The following is a 20,381-nucleotide window of genomic DNA, read 5'->3' as shown; positions in this document are numbered from 1 at the left end:
GAGTCTGTGGTCGTAGCTGACCATCGTGACCGGGCCGCGCTCCGCCAGGAGAGCCGCGGTGGCCAGGTGGATGGCATCGAGTGAGCGGAGACCGGGGCCGGCGAACGCCGTTCGCGTCCGGGGTGGCGCTGGTGGTCGCGCAAGGCGTGCTCGTGCCGCGTCTGGCCTGGACCCCGGTGCGGCTGCTGCGCATCGGGCTCCCGATCGGGACGGCCGGGTTCGGCCTGCTGGCCGTCGCACCGGGTGCCGTGTCGATGGGGCTCGCGATGGTGACCCTGGCGTTCGGGCTCGGGCTCGCGATCCCGGGCTGGACCACCGCCGCGACGCAGGTCGTCCCGGCCGCGCAGCAGGGCGGGGTGGCCGGTCTGGTCACCTTCGTCAACGGCGGGACGTTCGTCGTCGGACCACTCGCCGGGACGGCGCTCTACGCCGTCGCCCCCGCCGCACCCGCGCTCGTGGCCGGCGCGGCCGCCGCGGCCGGCGCACTCCTGGTCGCCGTGCATCCGGCGCTGCGCCGGGCCACCGGCCCGGTGGGCGCACCCGGGTGAGCCGCAGGCCGATGTGATCGCGCACCGAGCGCGGCACCGATCGTCGGTCAGGAACCGGCTGCCGACGGGTCCCGGACGGTGATCCCGGGGAACCGACGGAAGTCGCGGTCCGACGTCCAGATCGTCGCCACGCCGTGCTCCCGCATGAGCGCGGCGATGTGCGCGTCCGGCACGAGGTTCCCGCGGATGACGTCGCCGGCGGTCGTGTCCCGGAAGGCGCCCCAGAACCCGTCCCCCTCCCCCGGGGTCCGCACGTGGGGCCGCGAGACCAACGCGTCCAGGTTCGCCCGCGCGACAGCCGGATCGAGGGGCCGCTCGAAGATCCTCGGATGGGTCACGATGCGCAGGTAGGCCATGGCCACGGGCCAGAACACGTGCACGAGGTCCGGGCCCGCCGCCAGGCGTTCGAGCAGCGCCCGGTTCGCCTCGTGCTTCGGCGCGTCCGCGTCCGAGGCATAGACCAGGACGTTCGCATCGACGGTGACACTCACCGGTCGGCGTCGAGCAGGTCGAGGACGGAGTCCCGGTCGTCGAGGTCGACACGCGAACCCAGCGACGCGGACGACCACGTCAGGGGGCGGACACCCGCACCGTCGGCCCGTTCCTCGTCCGCCAGCGCCGTGGCGAGGAGCTCGGAGACCAGCGCACCGAGCGTCGTACCCCGACGCTGCTGCAGCTTCCTGAGCTGCGCGAGCACCGAGGCGTCGATGTCCACCGTGGTACGCACATCATGAGCGTACGCAAATCGCATCAGATGCGTCGATCGCCCGACCGGCGTGCTACGCGTCGGTGTCCTCCGCCGGGGCCGGGGCCTCCAGCACCACCGCCGTCGCCCGGAACGGCGACATCTCGATCCGGAACCCCTGCAGGTCGTCGACCGTGCCCAGGGCCTCCCCGGAGAACAGGTCCACCACCGAGGACCCGGCGGTGAAGCGCTCGGACCGCACCGCCGCGTCGACGTCCTCGTCGGCGAAGTTGAGCACGGTGGCCTGGGTCCGGCCGTCGTCGAGCTCGTGCACCATCACCAGCAGCCCGCGGTGCGAGACGTCCGGGACGTCGACCTGCTTCGCCGTCGCCACCCCGCAGTGCTTGCGCACCGCCAGGATCGCCTGCATCTGGCGGACGAAGCTGGTCTCGTCCTCCAGCTGCGCCGGCAGCGGGCCGTAGAGGCTGCGCCCGCGCGGCATCCCCGACGACGAGCGGTCGGCGTCCGGGCGGTCCCCCATCAGGTCGTGCGCCGGGCGCGAGACCCAGCGGGTGTCGCCGGAGGCCAGCAGGTCGCTGACCTGCTCGTGCGGCAGCGTCAGCATCCCGCAGAGGTCCCAGCCGGACAGCGCGAACACCCCCGGCTGGAAGGCGTTGAACATGACCAGCAGCAGGTGCACCCGGCGGATCCGCTCGACGTCGTCGTCGCCGATGTCGTCGAGCGCGGAGATCCCCAGCGCGGCGGCGATCACGGTCGCCGTGGTGCAGGCGATCCCATTCGTCGTGAAGATCAGATTGTACGGGGCGTCCGGGCCGGTCAGCTTGTCGCACAGGTCCCGGCGGATCGTGTCGGCCAGGTCCCCGCCGGTGATCTCCTCGCCACGGAAGGAGAACAGCTCTCCCGCGTGCCCGGCGGTCCAGTGCACCAGCTCGTAGGTGAGCTCGTCGTGGTTCTGCAGGGCGTGCACCAGCGACGCCGGGTCGACGCCCAGGTCCAGAGCGGTGCGCAGGGTCAGCCGCAGGAACTCGGTGTCCGCGGTGGCCAGCGCGTGGTGGTAGGCGGGGCGGTTGATGAAGTCGTAGGACAGGTCCGCGCCGGCCTCGGAGGTGACCTTGATGTCGTCGACGGTCAGGTTCAGCTCCTGGAAGGTGAACCCGCCGACCTTGCGCACCATGGACGCGATCAGGTGGTTCGCCGCCTCGGACAGCGGGTGCCCCTCGGACCAGCCCGGCATCCCGCCGCCGGCCTTCTCGACGCCGAGGAAGCCGTTGGCGTCCAGCCGCAGCGCACCCGAGCCGAGGTCGGCCAGCGAGTGCAGCGCGTCGCCGATCACCATCCGCATCCCGGCGAAGGTCGGGTCCAGCCAGTTGACCGAGGGCTGGCCGTCCTTGAAGTAGTGCAGGTAGACCCACCGCCGGACGACGCCGTCGACCCCGGTGACCTCGCGGGTGGCCGACCAGTTGGTCTCCTTCACACCCTCCCGGTAGAAGATCACCCGCTGCAGCCGGCCGACGATGTAGCCGGCCTTCTCCAGGGTCTCCTCGGTGGCCGCGTCGAGGTTCACCGAGTCCCGGCCCGGCGCCACCTCGGGCAGCATCCCCCAGTCGGACGGCTCGACCTCGACCATGTGGTAGATGCCGGGGTAGTCGCCGTAGGCCAGCTCGGCGAGCCGGAAGTCGGCGCCCTTGCCGGTGTGGCCGGGCACGACGTCGTCGATCACCGTCCCGCCGTGCCAGGTCGCGGTTGCGCACATCGCGCGGAACTCGTCCTCGGTGCCGAACACCGGGTCGATCTCGTTGGAGATCCGGTCGAAGTGCCCGTCGACGCTCGGGGTCGGCTGCCAGCCGTCCAGCCCACCGGCCCGCTTCACCGGTCCGGTGTGGACGCCCTCGATGCCGATCGTCTCGAACGCCTGCCACAGCTCCTCGTCGCCGAGCGCGCTCAGGAACGACTGGCCCTCGCGGGTGATCAGCGAGATCGGGTACGCGGTGAACCACACCGACGCCGTCTCGACCGCGTGCCGCGGGCCGGGGCTGGCGAACGGGTTCTGCCACATCGAGCCCTGGCCGGAGAACTGGCGAGCCAGCTCGTCGGCGTGGCCGAGCATCGACTGGGCCAGCAGCCAGGAGACGTGCACCGGGTTCTCACCGGACGCCGGGCCGTCCTGGGCGACCGACCGGCGTCGCACGGCCGACCGCACGCGCGCCCGGTGGCGCAGCGTCCGCGGCCGCGCCGGGTGGTAGTACTCGGCGTAGTTGATCTCAGGCCGGTCGGGTTGCGGGGACCCCTCGTCCGCCTCGGGCTCCCCCGGTGCGTCCGGGATCGTGCTGCCGGTGGTTCCCGGGACGGGGGGCGCCGCGTCGGGGAGGTCCGTCGCGGGGGTCTCGGCCATCGGCTCTCGCTCGGTCACGCCGCCGGTCCTCCGGATCGCTGTCGGGGCTCGGTGGGCCCGCCGCTCCGCTCACGGGCGCGCACGGGCGTGCGGCGCCGTCGCGGGTGCACGGGGCACCGGGGATCAGTATGGGTTTCCGGGCGCCGGAACGCCCGGGCAGGAAGAGCTGCGGCAGGGACTCCGCGGGTTGGTGACCGCCCGTGACCATCAGGTGATCATTCCGCCACGGACAGTACCAGTGGGACGGGCGCGCACCCGGCCCGGATCGCGGGCGCCGGTTAGGGTTCGCCCCAGCGTGTACAGCGCGCACCGGTGGCACGGGCGGCGTCCCCGGCGAGATCATCGCCGGCACCGACGACGCCCGGCAGGAGGAGGACGACGCGTGGGCCCGACCGGAGGACCCGACCACATCACGGCGCTGCCCGAGCTGCTGCGCGGCTGGCTGCCGGGGCGCCGCTGGTTCGCGGAGAAGGGCCGGCCGCTCGCCTCCCTCCGGGTCGCCGAGCGGATCGGGCTGCCCACCCCCGACGGCCTGCTCTCCCTGGATCTCGTGGTGCTCGCCGTCGGGTTCACCGACGGCCCCGACCGGCACTACCAACTGCACCTCGCCCGGCGGCCCGAGGCGGGCCCGGAGCTCGGTACCGCCGAGAGGGGCGCCGGCGGAACGAGCCTCGGCCCGGTGATCGGTGAGGTGGGTGGAGCCGTCCTCTACGACGGTCTGCACGACCCGGCCGTCACCGGCCGGCTGCTCGGCGCGATCGCCCGGCACGAGAGCGTCGGCGGCCTCGAGTTCGTCCCGGAGCCCGGCGTGGAACTGCCCCTCGACGAGCCCGGCCGGGTGGTCGACGCCGAGCAGTCGAACACCTCGGTCCGCTGGGGCGAGGAGTCCATCCTCAAGGTCTACCGGCGCCTGTCCCCCGGCCCGAACCCGGACCTGGAGCTGCACCGGGCGCTGCGCGCCGCCGGCTCACGGTCGGTCGCGGCGCTGCAGGGCGGGATCGAGGGGTCGCTGAACGGCGAGGCGGCCACGTTCGGCCTGCTCCAGGAGTTCGCCGCCGGGTCCGAGGACGGCTGGGAGCGGGCCGTGGTGGCGGTCCGGGACGGAGCCGACTTCACTCCCGACGCCCGCGCGCTCGGCGAGGCCCTGGCCGACGTGCACGTCGCGCTCCGGGACGAGCTGGGTACCTCCGAGGCCGACCCGCGCGCGATGGCCGCCTACTGGACCTCCCGGCTGGAGACCGTCGCCGCCCAGGTGCCGGTGCTCGCCCCGCACGTCCCCGCGATCCGCGCCGTCTACGACGAGGTCGGCGCGCTGGGCGAGCCGGTCACCGTCCAGCGGGTGCACGGCGACCTGCACCTCGGCCAGGCGCTGCGGGCCCCCGACGGGCACTGGCTCCTGATCGACTTCGAGGGTGAGCCGGCCGCCACCCCGCAGGAGCGGCGGGCACCCGACGCGGCGGTCCGCGACGTCGTCGGGATGCTGTTCTCCTTCGACTACGCCGCGTTCCACCACCTCCTGACCCATTCGGGTGGGAACGACACGCCCGGCGCAGGTCTCGATTCGGACACCCCCGCGTCGCGGGCGGCACACGACTGGGCGAGAGGGAATCGCGACGCCTTCTGCGCCGGATACGCCGCGCGCGGCGGCGCCGATCCCCGCGGCCAGGCCGCACTGCTGCGCGCCTACGAGCTCGACAAGGCCGTCTACCAGGTGCTCTACGAGACCCGGAGCCGTCCGTCCTGGCTGCCGATCCCGTTGAGCGCCATTGCGCGTAGCACTTCTGGGCCGGTCACGTAACCGGGTCTCCACCGGAGCTTCCGTTTCACTTCGCCGGGTGAACGCCCGACCCACCCGGCACGGGTCCGCGGGATCGTGGAATCCTCCGAACAGGAGGATCTCGATGACACGACGATGCCGGGCATTCCGATGAGCCCGGTCACGGCCGCCGTCGCCGGAGGCGTTCCGTCGCTGGTGGACGACGTGCTCGGGCTGGTGATCGCCCCCGCGCCCAGCGCGGTCGGGTGGGCACTTGCCCTGCTCGCGGTCGGCGTGGTCCTCGAGGGCCCCGTGGTCACCGTCGTCGCCGGGTCGCTGGCCGGGGCCGGGCTGCTGAGCTGGTGGGCGGTCTGGCTGGTCGCCGTGATCGCCGACGTGGTGTCCGACACCGTGTTCTACCTCCTCGGCCGCAGCGGCCGGGACTCCCGGGTGGCACCGCTGCTGGTCCGGCTCGGGCTCACCGACCGGCGCCGGGAGAAGGTCAGCGTGGCGGTGCAGGACAACCTGCCCCGGGTGGTGCTCGGGGCGAAGCTGGTCGACATCGGGGCGATCCCCGCGTTCCTGACCATCGGCCTGGCCGGTGTGCAGTACCGCCGTTTCCTGGCCTGGGTGGTGCCGGTCTCCGCCGTGCGGGGAGCGGTGCTGGTCGGGTTCGGCTGGCTGGTCGGAGGCCGGTTCGCCGCGGAGCTCGCCGACCGACCGTGGATCATCGTGGCGGCCGGGCTCGCCGCCGGACTCGTGCTGGTCGCCGGGCGCGCGCTGTACGTGCGTGCCAGGGCCCCGCGGAAGGAGAACGTGTGCGCGTCCTGATCGGCGCCGACACCTGGGCCCCCGACGTCAACGGGGCCTGCTACGCCGCCCGCCGGCTCGCCGCCGGGCTGGCCGAGCGCGGGCACGAGGTGCACGTCGCGGCCCCCGCCCGCGGGTTCCGCAGCCGGCCGGCGCGGCAGGTCGGTCCGGTGGTCGAGCACCGGATCCGGTCGATGCCGGTCCCCCGGCCGGCAGAGTTCCGGATCTGCCCGCCGTTCGGCCTGTACCGGACCGCGCAGAACCTGCTGCTGCGCGTGCGGCCGGACGTCGTGCACGTGCAGAGCCACATGATCCTCGGCCGGATGCTGCTCTCGGCCGCGGCCGACCTGGGCATCCCGACGGTGGCGACCACGCACATGATCGCGGACAACATCCTGCCCGCGATCAGCTTCCTGCACCTGCCGCCGGAGAAGCTCCGCCGGCTGTTCTGGTGGGACGCCGCGCGGGTGCTGCGCCGGGCCCGGGTGATCACCGCACCGACCCCGCACGCCGCCGAGCTGGCCGAACGGCACGGCGTCCCCGGCCCGATCCTGCCGGTCTCCAACGGCCTCGACACCGCCCGGTTCCACCCCGACAGCACCGGCCGCGGGCCGGCGTTCCGGGCCCGGCACGGCATCCCGGACGGGCCGCTGGCCGGGTTCGTCGGACGGCTGGACCACGAGAAGCACGTCGACGAGATCGTGCGCGCCCTCGCCGTCGTGCGCCGGCAGGTCCCGGACGCCCGGCTGCTGGTCGTCGGCGACGGCGAGCAGCGCCCCCGGCTCGACGCCGCGGTGCGCGTGGCCGGGGTGGCGGACGCGGTCACCTTCACCGGGCGGCTGTCCGACGACGAGCTCCCGGACGTCTACGCCGCGCTCGACGTGTTCGTCAACGCCGGGACCGCCGAGCTGCAGAGCCTGGTCACGCTGGAGGCGATGGCGACCGGGAAGCCGGTCGTCGCGGTCGACGCCGGCGCGCTGCCGCACCTGGTCCACCACGGCGAGAACGGCTTCCGCTACCCGCACGGCGACGTCGACGCGCTCGCCGCGGCGCTGGTCCGGGTGCTGTCCGACGCCGGCGCGGCGGCCGCGATGAGCGAGGCGAGCCTGCGGATCGTGGCCGACCACACGATGCCCGCCACCCTCGACGCGTTCGAGGAGCTCTACCGGACCCGGCTTCCGTCCCGGCCCGGGCCGGCCGTCCGGGTGCTCCGGTCCACCACGCCGGCCCGCTCCCGGATGGCGCGCAGCGACGGGAACCGGTGACGATGCACGTCGCGATCTTCAGCGACCAGCATCCGGCGACGCTGGGCGGCCAGCAGGTCTCGGTGCGGCTGCAGCGGGAGTTCCTGCAGCGCGCCGGTCACACGGTGACCGTCGTCGCGCCCCGGTCGCCCCGCTCCGCCCGTGACGACGCCGTCGTGGCGCTGCCCGCGGTACCGCTCGGCGGCGGGTACGGCATGACGGTCGCCGGGACCCGGGCCGACCGGGCCGTCGACCGCGGGTTCGCCGCCCGGCCGCCGATGGACGTCGTGCACGTCCAGGCGGACTTCTGGGGCGCCTGGACCGGGTACCGCTTCGCCCGGCGGCACGACCTGCCCGTCGTGCACACGGTGCACACCAACGTCGAGGTCGGGCTGCCGGCGGTCGTGCCGTTCCCGGGCCCGGTGCTGCGGCTGATGTACGCCGAGCACCGCCGGCACCTGCGCTGCGAGCCGGTCACCGACGTCGCCGGGTACGTCCGCGCCTTCGCCGACGCCGCCGACGCCCTGGTCGCGCCCAGCTCGCACTTCGCCGACCACCTGGCCGGCTACGGCGTCACCCGCCCGGTGCACGTGATCCCCACCGGGGTCGACGACCGCGTGGCCGACGCCCTGCGCGAGGAGCCCGCGCAGCGGCACGACCGCCCGGTGCTCGTGTGGCCGGGCCGGGTCAGCCGGGAGAAGCGGCTCGACGAGCTGGTCCGGGCCTTCGCGGACGCCCGCGTCGACGCCGAGCTGCACGTCTACGGCTCGGGCAGCGACCTCGGACGGTGCCGCACCCTGGCCGGCCGGCTCGGGGTCGCCGAGCGGGTGCGGTTCCACGGCGCCGTCTCCCACGACGCCGTGCTCCGGGCGATGCGGCACGCCGACGCGGTCGTCCAGAGCTCGCTGGGCTACGAGACCCAGGGCCTGACGCTCTACGAGGCCGTCGCGCTGGGCACGCCGGTGCTGGTGCGCGACAAGGGGATCGCCCGGGACATCCCGGAGCGGTGGCGGCACACCGTGGCCGACGACGGCGTGCCCGCACTCACCGCCGCGGTCCGCTCGCTGGTCGCCGCTCTCGCCGCGCCGGGGCCGCCCGACCGGCCGTCGGGGCTGTTCGTCCAGAGCCGGCTGACCGAGCAGATGCTGGACGTCTACCGGACGGCCTCGAAGGAGCACCGTGTCGCCTGATCCGAGCCGGGTCGCATCGGCGCCGCGACTCCTCGACGTCGCCGGGTCGCGCACGGCCGTCTTCACCTACGGCGACACCGGTGCGCCCACGATCCTCGCCGTGCACGGCTTCCGCGGCACCCACTTCGGACTCGAACCGATCGCCCGCGAGCTGGCCGGGCGCGGCTACCGCGTGCTCGTCCCCGACCTGCCCGGCTGCGGGGTCTCGACGCCGCTGCCCGGGACGCACGACGCCGACGGGTACGCGGCCTGGCTGGTCGCGCTGTGCCGGGAGCTCGGGGAACCCTTCGCGCCGGAGATCCTGCTCGGGCACTCGTTCGGCTCGGTCGTGGTGGCCGCCGCGGTCGCCCGCGGAGCCGTCCACCGCGGCGTCGTCCTGCTCAACCCGATCTCGGCGCTGCCGCTGGACGCCTCCCGGCGCGCCGCCGTCGCCGTCACCCGCGGCTACTACGGACTGGCCCGCGTGCTGCCCGCCCGCCCCGCCCGCGCGCTGATCGGCGCCCGGCTGGTCGCGATCGCGATGAGCGAGCTGATGACGGTCAGCAGGGACCCGCGGATGCGCCGGTTCGTCCGGCAGGAACACCTGCGGCAGGCCGACTCGTTCGCCGACCGTGACGTCGTCCTGCAGACGTTCGGATCGTCGGTGCGCGACACCGTGCTCGACCACGCGCACGCGCTCACCGCGCCGACGCTCGTCGTCGGTGCGGAGCGCGACGACCTCGCACCGGCCGACTCGCAGCGGCGGCTGGTCGCGCGGCTGCCGCGGGCCACGCTGCGCATCCTCGGCGGCGTCGGGCATCTGGTTCATTACGAGGCGGTCACGGAAGCCGCCGACACTGTCGCCGGATGGTGGCCGGCGGGGGCCTCGGCACCGCTCTGACCTGCCGGGACCGCACTGCACCACCCGGGTGCGGGACACGCCCCCACCGCGGTCGGCGAGCAGGCGCCGCTGCCAGTACGGTTCCGCAGGTGACCTCCGAGGAGCTGCGAGCGACCGCTGACGCCGAGACCGCGCACGCGCCGGATCAGGCGACGATCGACCGGCTCCTGGGCGGTGCGCACCACGACCCGCACGGCGTCCTCGGCGCGCACCCGCACGCCGACGGGACCGTGGTCCGCGTCCTGCGCCCGCACGCCGTCTCGGTGGCGGTGCTCCCGAACGGTGAGCGGGAGCTGGCCCACGAGCTGACCAAGGTGCACGACGCCGGGCTGTTCTCCGGCGTGGTCCCCGGCTCGGGTGGTGACTACCGGCTGCTGGTGCGCTTCGACGACGGCGCGGGCGGGACGACCGACGAGGTCGTCGACGACCCGTACCGCTGGCTCCCGACGCTGGGCACCCTCGACCTGCACCTGATCGGCGAGGGCCGGCACGAGCGGCTCTGGGACGTCCTCGGCGCGCGGGTGCGCGACTACGAGACCGCCTCGGGCCCGGTGTCGGGCACCAGCTTCGCGGTGTGGGCGCCGAACGCCCGTGGCATCCGGGTCACCGGCGACTTCGACGGCTGGGCCGGCTGGTGGCTGCCGATGCGCTCGCTGGGCGACTCCGGGGTCTGGGAGATCTTCCTGCCCGGCGTCGGCGTCGGGTCCCGCTACAAGTACCGGATCCTCGGGCCGGACGGCCGCTGGCGGGACAAGGCCGACCCGATGGCCTTCGCGACCGAGATCCCGCCGCAGACGGCGTCGGTGGTGACCGCACCGGTCCACGAGTGGCAGGACCAGGAGTGGATGGCCGCGCGCGCCGAGCGGCGCCCGCACGAGGAGCCGATGAGCGTCTACGAGATGCATCTCGGCTCCTGGGTCCCCGGCCTGGACTACCGGGAGATCGCCGAGCGCCTGGTGTCCTATCTGGACGGCACCGGGTTCACCCACGTCGAGCTGCTCCCGGTGGCCGAGCACCCGTTCGGCGGGTCGTGGGGCTACCAGGTCACCTCGTACTACGCGCCGACGGCGCGGTTCGGCACCCCGGACGACTTCCGGTACTTCGTGGACCGGCTGCACCGGGCCGGCTACGGCGTGATCGTCGACTGGGTGCCCGCGCACTTCCCGCGCGACGAGTGGGCGCTGGCCCGGTTCGACGGCACGGCCTGCTACGAGCACGCCGACCCGCGCCGCGGCGAGCAGCCCGACTGGGGCACGCTGGTGTTCGACTTCGGCCGCAACGAGGTGCGCAACTTCCTCGTCGCGAACGCGCTGTACTGGCTGGAGTCGTTCCACATCGACGGCCTGCGGGTCGACGCCGTCGCCTCGATGCTCTACCTCGACTACTCCCGCGCCGACGGCCAGTGGCTGCCGAACGTCCACGGTGGACGGGAGAACCTGGACGCGGTGGCGTTCCTGCAGGAGATGAACGCGACCGTCTACCGGGAGCACCCGGGCGTCGTCACGATCGCCGAGGAGTCCACCGCGTGGCCCGGCGTCACCCGGCCCACCTACATGGGCGGGCTCGGCTTCGGGTTCAAGTGGAACATGGGCTGGATGCACGACACGCTCGACTACACCGGGCGCGACCCCATCCACCGCAGCTACCACCACAACCAGATGACGTTCTCGCTGATGTACGCCTTCAGCGAGAACTACGTACTGCCGATCAGCCACGACGAGGTCGTGCACGGCAAGGGTTCACTGTGGACCCGGATGCCCGGCGACGACTGGAACAAGGCCGCCGGGGTCCGCGCGCTGCTCGCCTACATGTGGGCACACCCGGGCAAGCAGCTGCTGTTCATGGGCGGCGAGTTCGGCCAGCCCCGGGAGTGGTCCGAGCAGCGCTCGCTCGACTGGCACCTGCAGGCCGAGGAGCCGCTGCACGGCGGGATCACCACGCTGGTCGGCGACCTGAACCGGACCTACCGCGCGCAGTCCGCGCTGTGGTCGCGGGACACCACCCCGGACGGTTTCGCCTGGATCGACGCCAACGACGCCACCGGCAACGTCTTCTCGTTCCTGCGCCAGGGGGTCGACGCCGCCGGCCGCCCCACCGTGCTGGCCTGCGTCGCGAACTTCTCCGGCCAGCCCCGCGACGACTACCGGGTCGGCCTGCCGTTCGCGGGCAACTGGACCGAGGTGGTCAACACCGACGCGACCAGCTACGGCGGGTCCGGCGTGGGGAACATGGGCCGGGTCCGGGCGGAGCAGGTGTTCTGGCACGGCCAGCCCGCCTCGGCGGTGCTCCGGCTGCCGCCGTCGGGCGTGCTGTGGCTGGTGCCGGAGGAGACCGGTGGTCCCGTGCACTCCGCGGCCGCGGCCGAGGTGCCGGCCGGGTCGGTGCCCGCGCGGCTGCCGTTCGAGGCGGTGCCCGCCGAGCCCGAGGACACCGACGTCGACGCCCCGGTGACCCCGGACGACGGCTACCGCGCCCTCGGTCCCGTCGGCCCGGCCCCGGTGCCGTCGGTGCCGTCGCCGTCGCACGCGTACGACGAGGACCCGGACCTGCCGGACCCGATCGGCGCGTCACCGGACCTGCCCGGGGCGGTCGACGGCGACCCGGCCCCGGTGGACCCGGTCGATGCGTTGCCTGGTCCTTCCACCCCGGCGCCGCCGGCCGGTGAGGTGGCCGGCGCGGTCGCGACGACGGCACCGGAGGTGTCGGTCCCCGAGCCGGTTGTTCCGGCCGGGTCCGCTCCGGACGCTCCGCAGGCCGCCGGCGAACCCGCCGCCGACCCCGTAGGGTCCGCTCCGACCGATACGCCGGCCCCGGACGTCGACGACGCGTCCGGGACCGGGGCGTCGGACCTGGAACCGTCCGGCCCGGACCACCCCGACCTCGCCGACGACGCCCCCGCCGACGGCCCGGTCTCGAGCACCGTCGCACCGGCCGACGGGACGGTCGGTGTCCGCGCCGTCCGCACCGGCTCGTTCGTCACCGGAACCTCGGGCACCGGGGCCTCCGACTCCGGAACGCCCACGCGGGACTGACACCCGCACCCGGATCCCCGGGGCGCAGCCCGCCCCCGATGCGCCGTTCCCCGCCGACCGTCGCCAGGGGTACGTGGGGGTAGTTCGATCAACGAACCAGAGGGCCCTCACGTACCCCTCAGCGGGGGCCGGGGGTGGGGTCGGCCGGTGCGCCGGTCGCGGGTGCCTCGTCGCCGGCGTCGGCGCGGCGGACGGCCAGCACCGCGAGGGCCCCCAGCGCGGCGACCGCGGCGAAGGCGAAGAAGCCCCACGGGTAGGCGATCCCGGCCTGCAGCAACGCCCCGCCGACCAGCGGACCCGAGATCGCGCCCAGCCGTCCGACGCCGCTGGCCGCGCCGATCGCCGACGCGCGGGCATGCGCCGGGTAGTGCCGGCTGACATAGGCGTAGACGAGCACCTGCGAGCTGAACACGAAGACGCCGGCCAGCAGGATGCCGGCGTAGACCCCGACGCCGGGCATCCGCACGGCCAGCAGGGCGAGGAAGAGCGTCGCTCCGCTGAACCAGACGAGCACGGCGGGACGCACGCCGATCCGGTCCGCGACGCGGCCGGCGACCAGCAGCCCCAGCACCGCGCCGACGTTGAGGACCAGCAGCTGGGCCAGCGCAGCGTCGAGGCCGTAGCCGGCCGCCCGCATGATCTGTGGGAGCCAGGTGTTCAGCCCGTACACGAGCAGCAGACCCATGAACGACGCGGTCCAGAACGCGATCGACGACGGCAGGTACCCGTCCTTGACCAGCTGGGCCACCGGGTTGCGGGGTGCCCGGGGCCCGGACGCGGACGTCGCGGCGGGCGGCGGGTCCTCGGGCAAGTAGCGCCACAGCAGCGGGATGAACAGCGCCGACGGGATCGTGCCGAGGATGAACATCCACTGCCAGCCGAACGCCGGGATCACCCAGATCCCGAGCAGCGCGGTCGCGACCGCACCCACGTGGTAACCGGTCATGAGCGTCGTCGTCGAGCTGCCACCGCGGCCGGGGGTGCTGTACTCGTTGACCATCGCGATCGCGACCGGCAGTACGCCGCCGAGCCCGAGACCGGCGAGGAACCGCAGCGCACCGAACGTCCACGGACCGGTGGCGAACGCGCAGAGCAGGCTGAGCACCGAGAACGAGATGACCGTCCACAGCATCGCCCGGCGCCGGCCGAGCCGGTCGGCGAGCGGTCCGGCGCCCAGCGCCCCCACCATCACGCCGAGCAGGCCGGCCGTGGAGATCAGTGAGCCGGTCGCGGGGTCCAGCCCCCAGGTCGGCTCGTCGAGCAGGGCGGGCAGCACCACGCCCAGCACCACCAGGTCGAAACCCTCCAGCGCCACCGCGATCCAGCACAGGGTCGCCACCCAGGCGCCCCGCTTCGGCGATCCGGTCCCCGGTCCGGGGGCTACGTCGCCCCGGGATACCTCAGACATCCGTCGGCCTCCTCGCTCGTCGGTGGCCGGGAGTGTGCCGAGATCAGCGCGCCGGTCGGAACACGCCTTCTGCAGAACGGAAGCCGGCCGGAACGCCCGGTACGGGGCCCACTGCGGGCCGCAGCAACGTCCACCAGCAGGCGAGCAGGATCGCGGTGTAGAGGGCCCGGCCGAGCGGGGTGAGCGGCGCGCCGTCGATCCAGAGATCGGCCCAGCTCACCGGGATCGTCGCGAGCGCGAACAGCGCCGCGACCACCCGGCGCCGGGTGTCGCCGGGACGGCCCGACGCGACCAGGACCAGCAGGCCGGGCCAGAGCAGCAGCAGGTAGTTGTGCCAGGAGATCGGCGCGGCGAGCAGCCCGGCCGCGAGGACGGCGAACGGGAGCGTCCCGGCCGGGTCGGTCCCGGCCGCGGCGGTCGTCCCGTAGCGGCGGGTGCGGCGGGCGGCGAGCACGAGGGTGCCGATCACCAGGAGCCCGCCCGCCACCGTGCCGAGGACCGGCGGCAGCCCCCACCGCAGGGCCTGGCCGGGCAGCGACGCGTTGTCCATGGTCGGGCCGACAGGTTCGGACAGTGCCATCGCGAGCCACTGCAGTGCGGTGGACGGGCCCGCCACCACGACACCGGCCACGGTCGCCACCGCGGCCGCGGCCAGCCCGGCAGCGAACGGGCGCAGGCGGCCCTGAACCACGGGCAGCACCAGCAGCGGCGCCAGCGACGGCTTGACCGCGACCGTGATCCCCCAGCAGACCGCGGCGAGGACCGGACGGCCGCGACGCTCGGCCAGCCACCCGGCCATCAGGCCGGCGAGGAGCAACGGGTAGATCTGGCCGAGCAGCAGCGTGCCGTGCAGCGGCGACGACGCCAGCACCGCGCCGACACCCAGTACCGTCCACGCGCGGCCGAGTTCGAGTTCGCGGCAGACCAGGGCGACCGAGGCGCCCGTCAGCACGACCGACAGCACGGTGAACAGCCGGTAGGCGGTCAGCGCGTCGAGAAGCCCGAACGGTGCGAGCAGCACCGACATCAGGGGAGGGTTGAGATTGTTGAGCTCCGCGCCGGTGTCGTAGATCGTGCCGCTGCCCCACCCGCCGACGACCAGGGCGTGCGCCGAGCGCCAGAAGGTGTCGAAGTCGACGTGCATGCGCTCCACGTCGGGCGCGCCGATCCAGCGCAGGAGCGGGGGCTGACCGAGGAGCAGCAGCAGGACCGCGGTGATCAGGGCCGCGGCGGTCACGACCGGCGACACGCGCCGCACGCCCCGGGCCGTGATGCGCCACCGGGCCGCGCGGGCCGGCCGGTCTCCGGGATCCGGCGGTGGCGGGTCCGTCGTCGCCGCGGGCGACGAACCCGGGACACCGCTCGGGCGCGGCGCGCTCATCCGGGACTCGGGGCGAGGGCGCTGCGCGCTCATCCGGGACTCCGGGCGCCGCGGCGGCGGCCGGAGACGGCCGGGGACGATGCGCGGCTCCGGAGCCGGCACCTCGGCGGCGCGGGCCGGACCTGCTCGGTCACGTCGAGGGCCTGCGCCGCCGAGCCGGAGATCAGAACAGGGCTCGGGCCAGCGCCCGGCGGGCCGTGCTCACCCGGCCGTCGTCCGGCGGGAAGAGTTCGAACAGCCCGACCAGGTGACCGCGGGCCCGGTCCCGTTCGTCGTCCGAGGTGCGGGCCACGGTGTCCACCAGCCGGGCGAAGGCGGCCTCCACCCGGTCCTGCGCCATCTCGGCGTCGGCGGCGGCGAGCTGGGCGTCGACATCGTCCGGTGCGGCGTCGGCACGCTCGATCGCCGACGGGTCCGCCTGCTCGGCGCGGGCCAGGAAGCGGACCTGCGCGAGTGCGGCCTTCGCCTGCTCGTTGGCCGGCTCGACGTCCAGCACGGACTGGTACGCGGCCTCGGCGGCGGCGTAGTCGCCCTGCTCGAGGGCCTCCTCCGCGGCGGTGAAGCGCGGGTCCTCGGGCTCCTCGACGGGCTCGTCGTCGGCCGGCCCGGCCGCGGCGGCACGCTGCTCGCCCTCGGCGATGGCCGGCATCCGGTCGCGCAACGCGTCGAGCAGGGACCGGACCCACTCGGCGGCCCGGTCGTCGGGGACCGCCCCGTTGACCGCGTCCACCGGCTGACCGCCGACCAGCACGACCAGCATCGGCACCTGCTGGACCCCGAACGCCTGGGCGACCCGGGGCTGGGTGTCGATGTCGACCCGGGCCAGGCGCCACGCGCCCCCACCGGTCGAGGCGAGCCGCTCCAGCTCGGCGGAGAGCTGCTCCTCGCGCGGGTAGCGGCTGGCCCACAGCTCGACGACGACCGGTACTTGCAGCGAGGGCTCCAGGACCTCGGTCTGGAAGCCCTGCTCGGTGGCGTCGACGACCCAGTCGCCGGCCGAGCCGCCGTCGGCGCCGGGAGCCGTGGCGGGGGCACCGCCCTGGCCGCCGGCGGTGCTCTGCCGCCCGGCCGCCTCCGCCCTGGCCTTCAGGCCGGAGAGATCGACTGCTCCGGCCATGGCCGAGGACATGGCCGCACGCTGGGCCGCCTGACGAGGATCTGGGCGAGACACGCCGCCCATCCTGGCACGCGCGCGTGCCACGTGTGACGCGCCCCGGGCCTGCCGGGCCGCGGGCGGGACCGTGTCGCGTGCGCTGCGCGTCACCGGCACGGGGTGGCCCGGGCCCGACGGCACGCACGCTGCGTCCACGATCACCGAACCGGCGGAGCATCACCACGGCCGACCACTCGTTGAACACCGTGCAGGGTCGTCCCGATGACCCTGCGTGACCGGAACGGGACCGCGGACACCGCACTCCGGGCCGGTGCGAGACCGAGAGACGACGAGCGACGCCGGACGACGCCGGCCGCGACGGAGGACTTCCCCAGATGAGCAACGTGCAGACCGCAGCCAAGCCGACCCTCGCCTACGTGTCGCTGGCGCTGGGCGCCCTGGGCGTGATCGCCGGGTTCCTGGTTCCGCTGATCGCCTGGATCCTGGGCCTGGCCGCCCTGGCCACCGGCTTCATGGCGTACCGGCAGCCGGCGACCACGAAGCTCGGCCAGATCGGCATGACCGTCGGCTTCCTGGCCGTGCTGGTCGGGGTCTTCACCTTCACCAGCATCATCGCCTGACGACACCCCCGGCGGGACCGGGGCGCGGCACGCGCCCGGGCCGAGCTCGCGACGGCCGGCGGCGGACTCTCCCGTCGCCGGCCGTCGGCGTTCCGGAGCCCGGCGCTCAGGATCCCTCGCGCAGGTGCTCCTCCACCCGCTCGACCTTGGCCCGCAGCTGCCCGGTGTGGCCGGGCCGGATGTCGGCCTTGAGCACCAGGCTGACCCGGGGCGACACCGCGGACACCGCCTCGACCGCCCGCTTGACCACGGCCATCCCCTCGTCCCATGTCTCGGACTCGATGGTGGTGAACATGGCGGTGGTCTCGTTCGGCAGGCCGGACTCGCGGACCACCCGGACCGCCTCGGCCACGGCGGCACCGACGCTGCCGTCCCCGGAGTCCGACCCCGAGGGCGCGATGCTGAACGCGAAGAGCATGCGGCCACCTTCCCACGCCCGCGCGCGCCGGTCGGGTCGCGCGCGGGAGCGGACGGCGATCGACTTGCTAGCGTCGTGGCCATGACGCACCGCGGGTCGCTGCCGTTCGACCCGATCCAGCGCGCGGCCGATCTCTGGGAGGCGCGGATCGGCCCGTCGCGCACGATGGCCGCCGTCACCAGCGTCATGCGGGTCCAGCAGATCCTGCTGTCCGAGGTGGACGGTGCGCTGAAGCCGCTCGGCCTGACCTTCGCCCGGTACGAGGCCCTGGTGCTGCTGGACTTCGCGCGGCGCGGCAGCCTGCCGATGCGGGTGATGGGCGAGCGGCTGCAACTGCACCCGACCAGCGTCACCAACATCGTCGACCGGTTGCAGGGCGACGGTCTGGTCCGCCGGAACCCGCACCCGACGGATCGGCGGGCCACGCTCGTGGAGCTCACCGCCGAGGGCCGGGCCCGGCTCGAGAAGGCGACCGCCGCGGTGACCGGGATCGACTTCGGTCTCGGCGGCCTGGACGTCGACGAGAAGGAGCGCCTGACCTCGCTGCTGCGCGAGGTGCGTCGCGCGGCGGGCGACTTCGACTGAGCACGGCACCTGCTCACCGCGGCCGCCTCCGACCGCTCCGGCCGCGCGGCGGCGGACCGTGCCCCGGCCCGCGCCAGTGCCGCATGACCGAGCCGCGCGGCGGCACCGGCATCCGCAGCATGCGACGCACGGTCACCCATCCGGCCACCGCGCCGGAGGCTCCGGCGAGCAGTACACACCAGACGTAGTCGATCAGTTCCATCGCGGCGGCTCCGGGAGATGACGCGGGTGTTGACGCGGGTTGCGGCAACGGCGTTGACGATAGAGCTCGGGACCGACAGAATCGCCCGTCGTGGACCGGGACGGCGGGACGGAAACGGCGGGTCCGGGTGCTCGTGGTCTGCGCGCCGCGCGGCTCGCGCGCGGCTGGTCCCAGGCGGACGCGGCGCGGGAGCTGGCCGGCCTCGCCGCACGGCGGGGTGCGCGCGACCCGCGCGCGGGAAGCCTCAAGACCCAGCTGTCCCGGTGGGAGAACGAGCACGCGACCCCCAGCCCCGAGCACCGCGCGCTGCTCGCCGAGCTGTACGGAAGCACCCCCGCCGGTCTGGGCCTGGAACCGGCCGGCCCGGCCGCGGACCGGGACGGAGGCGCCCGGCTGCGGGCCGCGCTGGCCCGCGCCGCCGCCGTCGGGCCCGGGGAGACGGCACTGCTGACCGAGCAGCTGCGGGTCACCGCGGATCTGGGCGAGCGGCTCGGCCCGGCGGCGGCCGACGACGTGCTGGCCGCCCAGGTCGCACAGCTGCGGGACCTGCTCGTCCACTGTGTGCACCCGGCCCGGGCTCGTGAGCTGGCCGGGCTCCTCGCCGGGGCGGCCCTGCGAGCCGGCGACCGCGAGCGGGAGTCGGGCGCGCCGGACCGGGCCTGGCTGAGCTACGGCGTCGCGGACGACGCGGCGCGCCGGTCCGGGCGCGACGACGTGACGGGGGCGGTGCGAGACCGGCGGGCCCGGCTGCTGCGCGAGTACGGATCGGACTCCCCCGGCGCGCACCGCCGTGGCGCGGGCGCGGACGATCCACACGCGACGCCGCCCGGAGCGGAGGGGCGGGCGCCCCACGGCGCCGGGGACGCACCGGTGCGGGTCGACCGGCAGGGTCCGCCGACGGAGGTGGACGTCGAGATCGGCCACGGCGCGCACGGGCGCGTGCCCTGACGCTCCGGCCACCCGACCGCCCGCCGGGGCCCCGGGAACAGTGGGCTCAGACCGTCCGGTCGAGGAGCTCGTCGGCCGCGGCCCACGGATCGAGCTCACCGGCGAGCACCCGGCCGGTGAGCTCGTCGAGCGCGTCCCCACCGCGGACCTGCTCCATCCGGGCGCGCACCTGCTCCATCCCGATCGCCTCGATCTCCCGGCGGACCCGCTCCCGGCGGCGTCGCTCCCATTCACCCGACGCCGTCGCCGACACCCGGTGCTCGTCGAGGGCGTCGGCGAGCGCGTCGATGCCCTCGGCCCGCGCGGCCACCGTGGACAGCACCGGCGGTTCCCAGGCACCCGGACCGGCGTCGCGCAACGCCAGCATGTTCCGCAGCTCCCGGACGGTCCGCCGGGCACCGTCCCGGTCGGCCTTGTTGACCACGAACACGTCGCCGATCTCGAGGATCCCGGCCTTGGCCGCCTGCACCCCGTCCCCCATCCCGGGGGCGAGCAGCACGACGGTCGTGTCGGCCAGCCCGACGATCTCGACCTCGGACTGCCCGACGCCGACGGTCTCGACCAGAATCACGTCGCAGCCGGCCGCGTCGAGCACCCGCAGCGCCTGCGGGGTCGCCCAGGACAGCCCGCCCAGGTGGCCGCGGGTGGCCATGGAACGGATGAACACGCCGTCGTCGGACGCGTGGTCGCCCATCCGGACCCGGTCGCCCAGCAGCGCTCCCCCGCTGAACGGCGACGACGGGTCCACGGCGAGCACCCCGACCCGCCGCCCGCGCGCACGCAGCTCCCCGACCAGGGCCGAGGTGGACGTCGACTTGCCGACCCCGGGTGCGCCGGTCAGCCCCACCACGTGCGCCCGCCCGGTGTGCGGGGTGAGCGCGGCGGAGATCTCCCGCAGCCGCGGCCCCGCGTTCTCCACCATCGAGATCAGCCGGGCGACGGCGAGTTGCTCGCCCGCCAGAGCCCGCCCGACCAGATCGTCCGTCACGCTGCGCTGCTCTCTCCCCTCCCCCCGCCTCGACTCATGACTGTGAGGGTGGATGGGCCGGTCCAAAGATGATGGGCTGGTGACAGAGGCGGCGGGTGTGGCCCGACTCATGACTGACCTGTGTGTCTTTCGAGCGACTTGCCCACCTGCTGCTTCTGT

The 20,381-nt window shown here is 74.6% G+C and carries 17 protein-coding genes and 1 pseudogene; 10 read left to right on the top strand and 8 right to left on the bottom strand.

Annotated features, from left to right (window positions below; translation table 11 throughout):
* The first annotated feature begins 80 nt into the window (after nt 1–80).
* Nucleotides 81–548, top strand: a complete 468-nt coding sequence (locus WIS52_RS00090; protein ID WP_349295952.1) for an MFS transporter — start codon at nt 81–83, stop codon at nt 546–548.
* Between the two features lie 47 nt (nt 549–595).
* Here the strand turns inward: WIS52_RS00090 and WIS52_RS00085 are convergent, their stop codons facing one another.
* The 3 genes from WIS52_RS00085 to treS are packed head-to-tail and all read right to left on the bottom strand — an operon-like array spanning nt 596 to nt 3,664.
* Entirely contained in the window at nt 596–1,039 is a 444-nt protein-coding gene (locus WIS52_RS00085) for a TA system VapC family ribonuclease toxin (protein WP_349295951.1), read from the bottom strand.
* Nucleotides 1,036–1,275: a hypothetical protein gene (locus WIS52_RS00080; RefSeq protein ID WP_349295950.1), complete on the bottom strand. Its 240-nt coding sequence runs from the start codon at nt 1,273–1,275 to the stop codon at nt 1,036–1,038. Before WIS52_RS00080 ends, WIS52_RS00085 begins: the two co-directional genes overlap by 4 nt.
* A 52-nt stretch (nt 1,276–1,327) precedes the next feature.
* Nucleotides 1,328–3,664 (bottom strand): maltose alpha-D-glucosyltransferase, encoded by a 2,337-nt coding sequence (gene treS / locus WIS52_RS00075; RefSeq protein ID WP_349295949.1) that lies wholly within the window; start codon nt 3,662–3,664, stop codon nt 1,328–1,330.
* Nucleotides 3,665–4,028: 364 nt separating this feature from the next.
* On the opposite strand from treS, the gene WIS52_RS00070 reads away from it, so the two are divergent.
* The 6 genes and pseudogenes from WIS52_RS00070 to glgB all read left to right on the top strand — a co-directional run.
* Entirely contained in the window at nt 4,029–5,444 is a 1,416-nt protein-coding gene (locus WIS52_RS00070; RefSeq protein WP_349295948.1) for a maltokinase N-terminal cap-like domain-containing protein, read from the top strand.
* 114 nt (nt 5,445–5,558) lie between these two features.
* Nucleotides 5,559–6,233 (top strand): DedA family protein, encoded by a 675-nt coding sequence (locus WIS52_RS00065; RefSeq protein WP_349295947.1) that lies wholly within the window; start codon nt 5,559–5,561, stop codon nt 6,231–6,233.
* Entirely contained in the window at nt 6,221–7,477 is a 1,257-nt protein-coding gene (locus tag WIS52_RS00060) for a glycosyltransferase (protein ID WP_349295946.1), read from the top strand. The genes WIS52_RS00065 and WIS52_RS00060 overlap by 13 nt, the downstream gene beginning before the upstream one ends.
* Before the next feature lie 2 nt (nt 7,478–7,479).
* Nucleotides 7,480–8,646: a glycosyltransferase gene (locus WIS52_RS00055; protein ID WP_349296764.1), complete on the top strand. Its 1,167-nt coding sequence runs from the start codon at nt 7,480–7,482 to the stop codon at nt 8,644–8,646.
* Nucleotides 8,636–9,526, top strand: coding sequence for an alpha/beta fold hydrolase (locus tag WIS52_RS00050; RefSeq protein WP_349295945.1), 891 nt, complete (start codon nt 8,636–8,638; stop codon nt 9,524–9,526). The genes WIS52_RS00055 and WIS52_RS00050 overlap by 11 nt, the downstream gene beginning before the upstream one ends.
* Nucleotides 9,527–9,630: 104 nt before the next feature.
* Nucleotides 9,631–11,856: pseudogene (glgB, locus tag WIS52_RS00045) on the top strand (1,4-alpha-glucan branching protein GlgB); the annotation flags it as partial.
* 820 nt (nt 11,857–12,676) lie between these two features.
* Here glgB and WIS52_RS00040 read toward each other — a convergent pair.
* The 3 genes from WIS52_RS00040 to WIS52_RS00030 all read right to left on the bottom strand — a co-directional run bounded on the left by WIS52_RS00040 (nt 12,677) and on the right by WIS52_RS00030 (nt 16,476).
* Complete coding sequence (locus WIS52_RS00040) at nt 12,677–13,966, bottom strand: MFS transporter (protein ID WP_349295944.1); 1,290 nt, start codon at nt 13,964–13,966, stop codon at nt 12,677–12,679.
* 43 nt (nt 13,967–14,009) lie between these two features.
* The gene (locus WIS52_RS00035) at nt 14,010–15,215 is read right to left on the bottom strand and encodes a glycosyltransferase family 87 protein (protein ID WP_349295943.1); all 1,206 of its coding nucleotides are present in this window, start codon (nt 15,213–15,215) and stop codon (nt 14,010–14,012) included.
* A gap of 295 nt (nt 15,216–15,510) precedes the next feature.
* Nucleotides 15,511–16,476, bottom strand: a complete 966-nt coding sequence (locus WIS52_RS00030; RefSeq protein ID WP_349295942.1) for a tetratricopeptide repeat protein — start codon at nt 16,474–16,476, stop codon at nt 15,511–15,513.
* 359 nt (nt 16,477–16,835) lie between these two features.
* On the opposite strand from WIS52_RS00030, the gene WIS52_RS00025 reads away from it, so the two are divergent.
* Nucleotides 16,836–17,081, top strand: a complete 246-nt coding sequence (locus WIS52_RS00025; RefSeq protein ID WP_349295941.1) for a hypothetical protein — start codon at nt 16,836–16,838, stop codon at nt 17,079–17,081.
* Nucleotides 17,082–17,187: 106 nt separating this feature from the next.
* Here WIS52_RS00025 and WIS52_RS00020 read toward each other — a convergent pair whose 3' ends face one another.
* The gene (locus tag WIS52_RS00020) at nt 17,188–17,499 is read right to left on the bottom strand and encodes a thiamine-binding protein (protein ID WP_349295940.1); all 312 of its coding nucleotides are present in this window, start codon (nt 17,497–17,499) and stop codon (nt 17,188–17,190) included.
* An 81-nt stretch (nt 17,500–17,580) separates the two neighbouring features.
* Here WIS52_RS00020 and WIS52_RS00015 point away from each other — a divergent pair, with 81 nt between their 5' ends.
* Together WIS52_RS00015 and WIS52_RS00010 are read left to right on the top strand one after the other, a co-directional pair.
* A complete protein-coding gene (locus WIS52_RS00015) occupies nt 17,581–18,084 on the top strand; it encodes a MarR family winged helix-turn-helix transcriptional regulator (protein WP_349295939.1) in 504 nt (167 codons plus the stop codon).
* A gap of 292 nt (nt 18,085–18,376) precedes the next feature.
* Nucleotides 18,377–19,234 carry a helix-turn-helix domain-containing protein gene (locus WIS52_RS00010; RefSeq protein WP_349295938.1) on the top strand — a complete coding sequence of 286 codons (858 nt, stop codon included), beginning with the start codon at nt 18,377–18,379 and terminating at the stop codon, nt 19,232–19,234.
* Nucleotides 19,235–19,280: 46 nt separating this feature from the next.
* Here the strand turns inward: WIS52_RS00010 and meaB are convergent, their stop codons facing one another.
* Entirely contained in the window at nt 19,281–20,222 is a 942-nt protein-coding gene (gene meaB / locus WIS52_RS00005; protein ID WP_349295937.1) for a methylmalonyl Co-A mutase-associated GTPase MeaB, read from the bottom strand.
* Nucleotides 20,223–20,381 lie beyond the last annotated feature (159 nt).

The sequence above is a fragment of the Pseudonocardia nematodicida genome (assembly GCF_040105385.1).
Lineage (GTDB): Bacteria > Actinomycetota > Actinomycetes > Mycobacteriales > Pseudonocardiaceae > Pseudonocardia > Pseudonocardia nematodicida.
The sequence above is the reverse complement of the archived record's forward strand: the minus strand, read 5'-3'. Positions and strand labels throughout refer to the sequence as shown.

What these genes read in the sequence shown, in the direction of transcription:
- WIS52_RS00020 (WP_349295940.1), bottom strand. Translation starts at nt 17,499, where the DNA reads ATGCTCTTCGCGTTCAGCATCGCGCCCTCGGGGTCGGACTCCGGGGAC.
- WIS52_RS00055 (WP_349296764.1), top strand. Translation starts at nt 7,480, where the DNA reads ATGCACGTCGCGATCTTCAGCGACCAGCATCCGGCGACGCTGGGCGGC.
- WIS52_RS00040 (WP_349295944.1), bottom strand. Translation starts at nt 13,966, where the DNA reads ATGTCTGAGGTATCCCGGGGCGACGTAGCCCCCGGACCGGGGACCGGA.
- WIS52_RS00025 (WP_349295941.1), top strand. Translation starts at nt 16,836, where the DNA reads ATGAGCAACGTGCAGACCGCAGCCAAGCCGACCCTCGCCTACGTGTCG.
- WIS52_RS00065 (WP_349295947.1), top strand. Translation starts at nt 5,559, where the DNA reads ATGCCGGGCATTCCGATGAGCCCGGTCACGGCCGCCGTCGCCGGAGGC.
- WIS52_RS00030 (WP_349295942.1), bottom strand. Translation starts at nt 16,476, where the DNA reads ATGTCCTCGGCCATGGCCGGAGCAGTCGATCTCTCCGGCCTGAAGGCC.
- WIS52_RS00015 (WP_349295939.1), top strand. Translation starts at nt 17,581, where the DNA reads ATGACGCACCGCGGGTCGCTGCCGTTCGACCCGATCCAGCGCGCGGCC.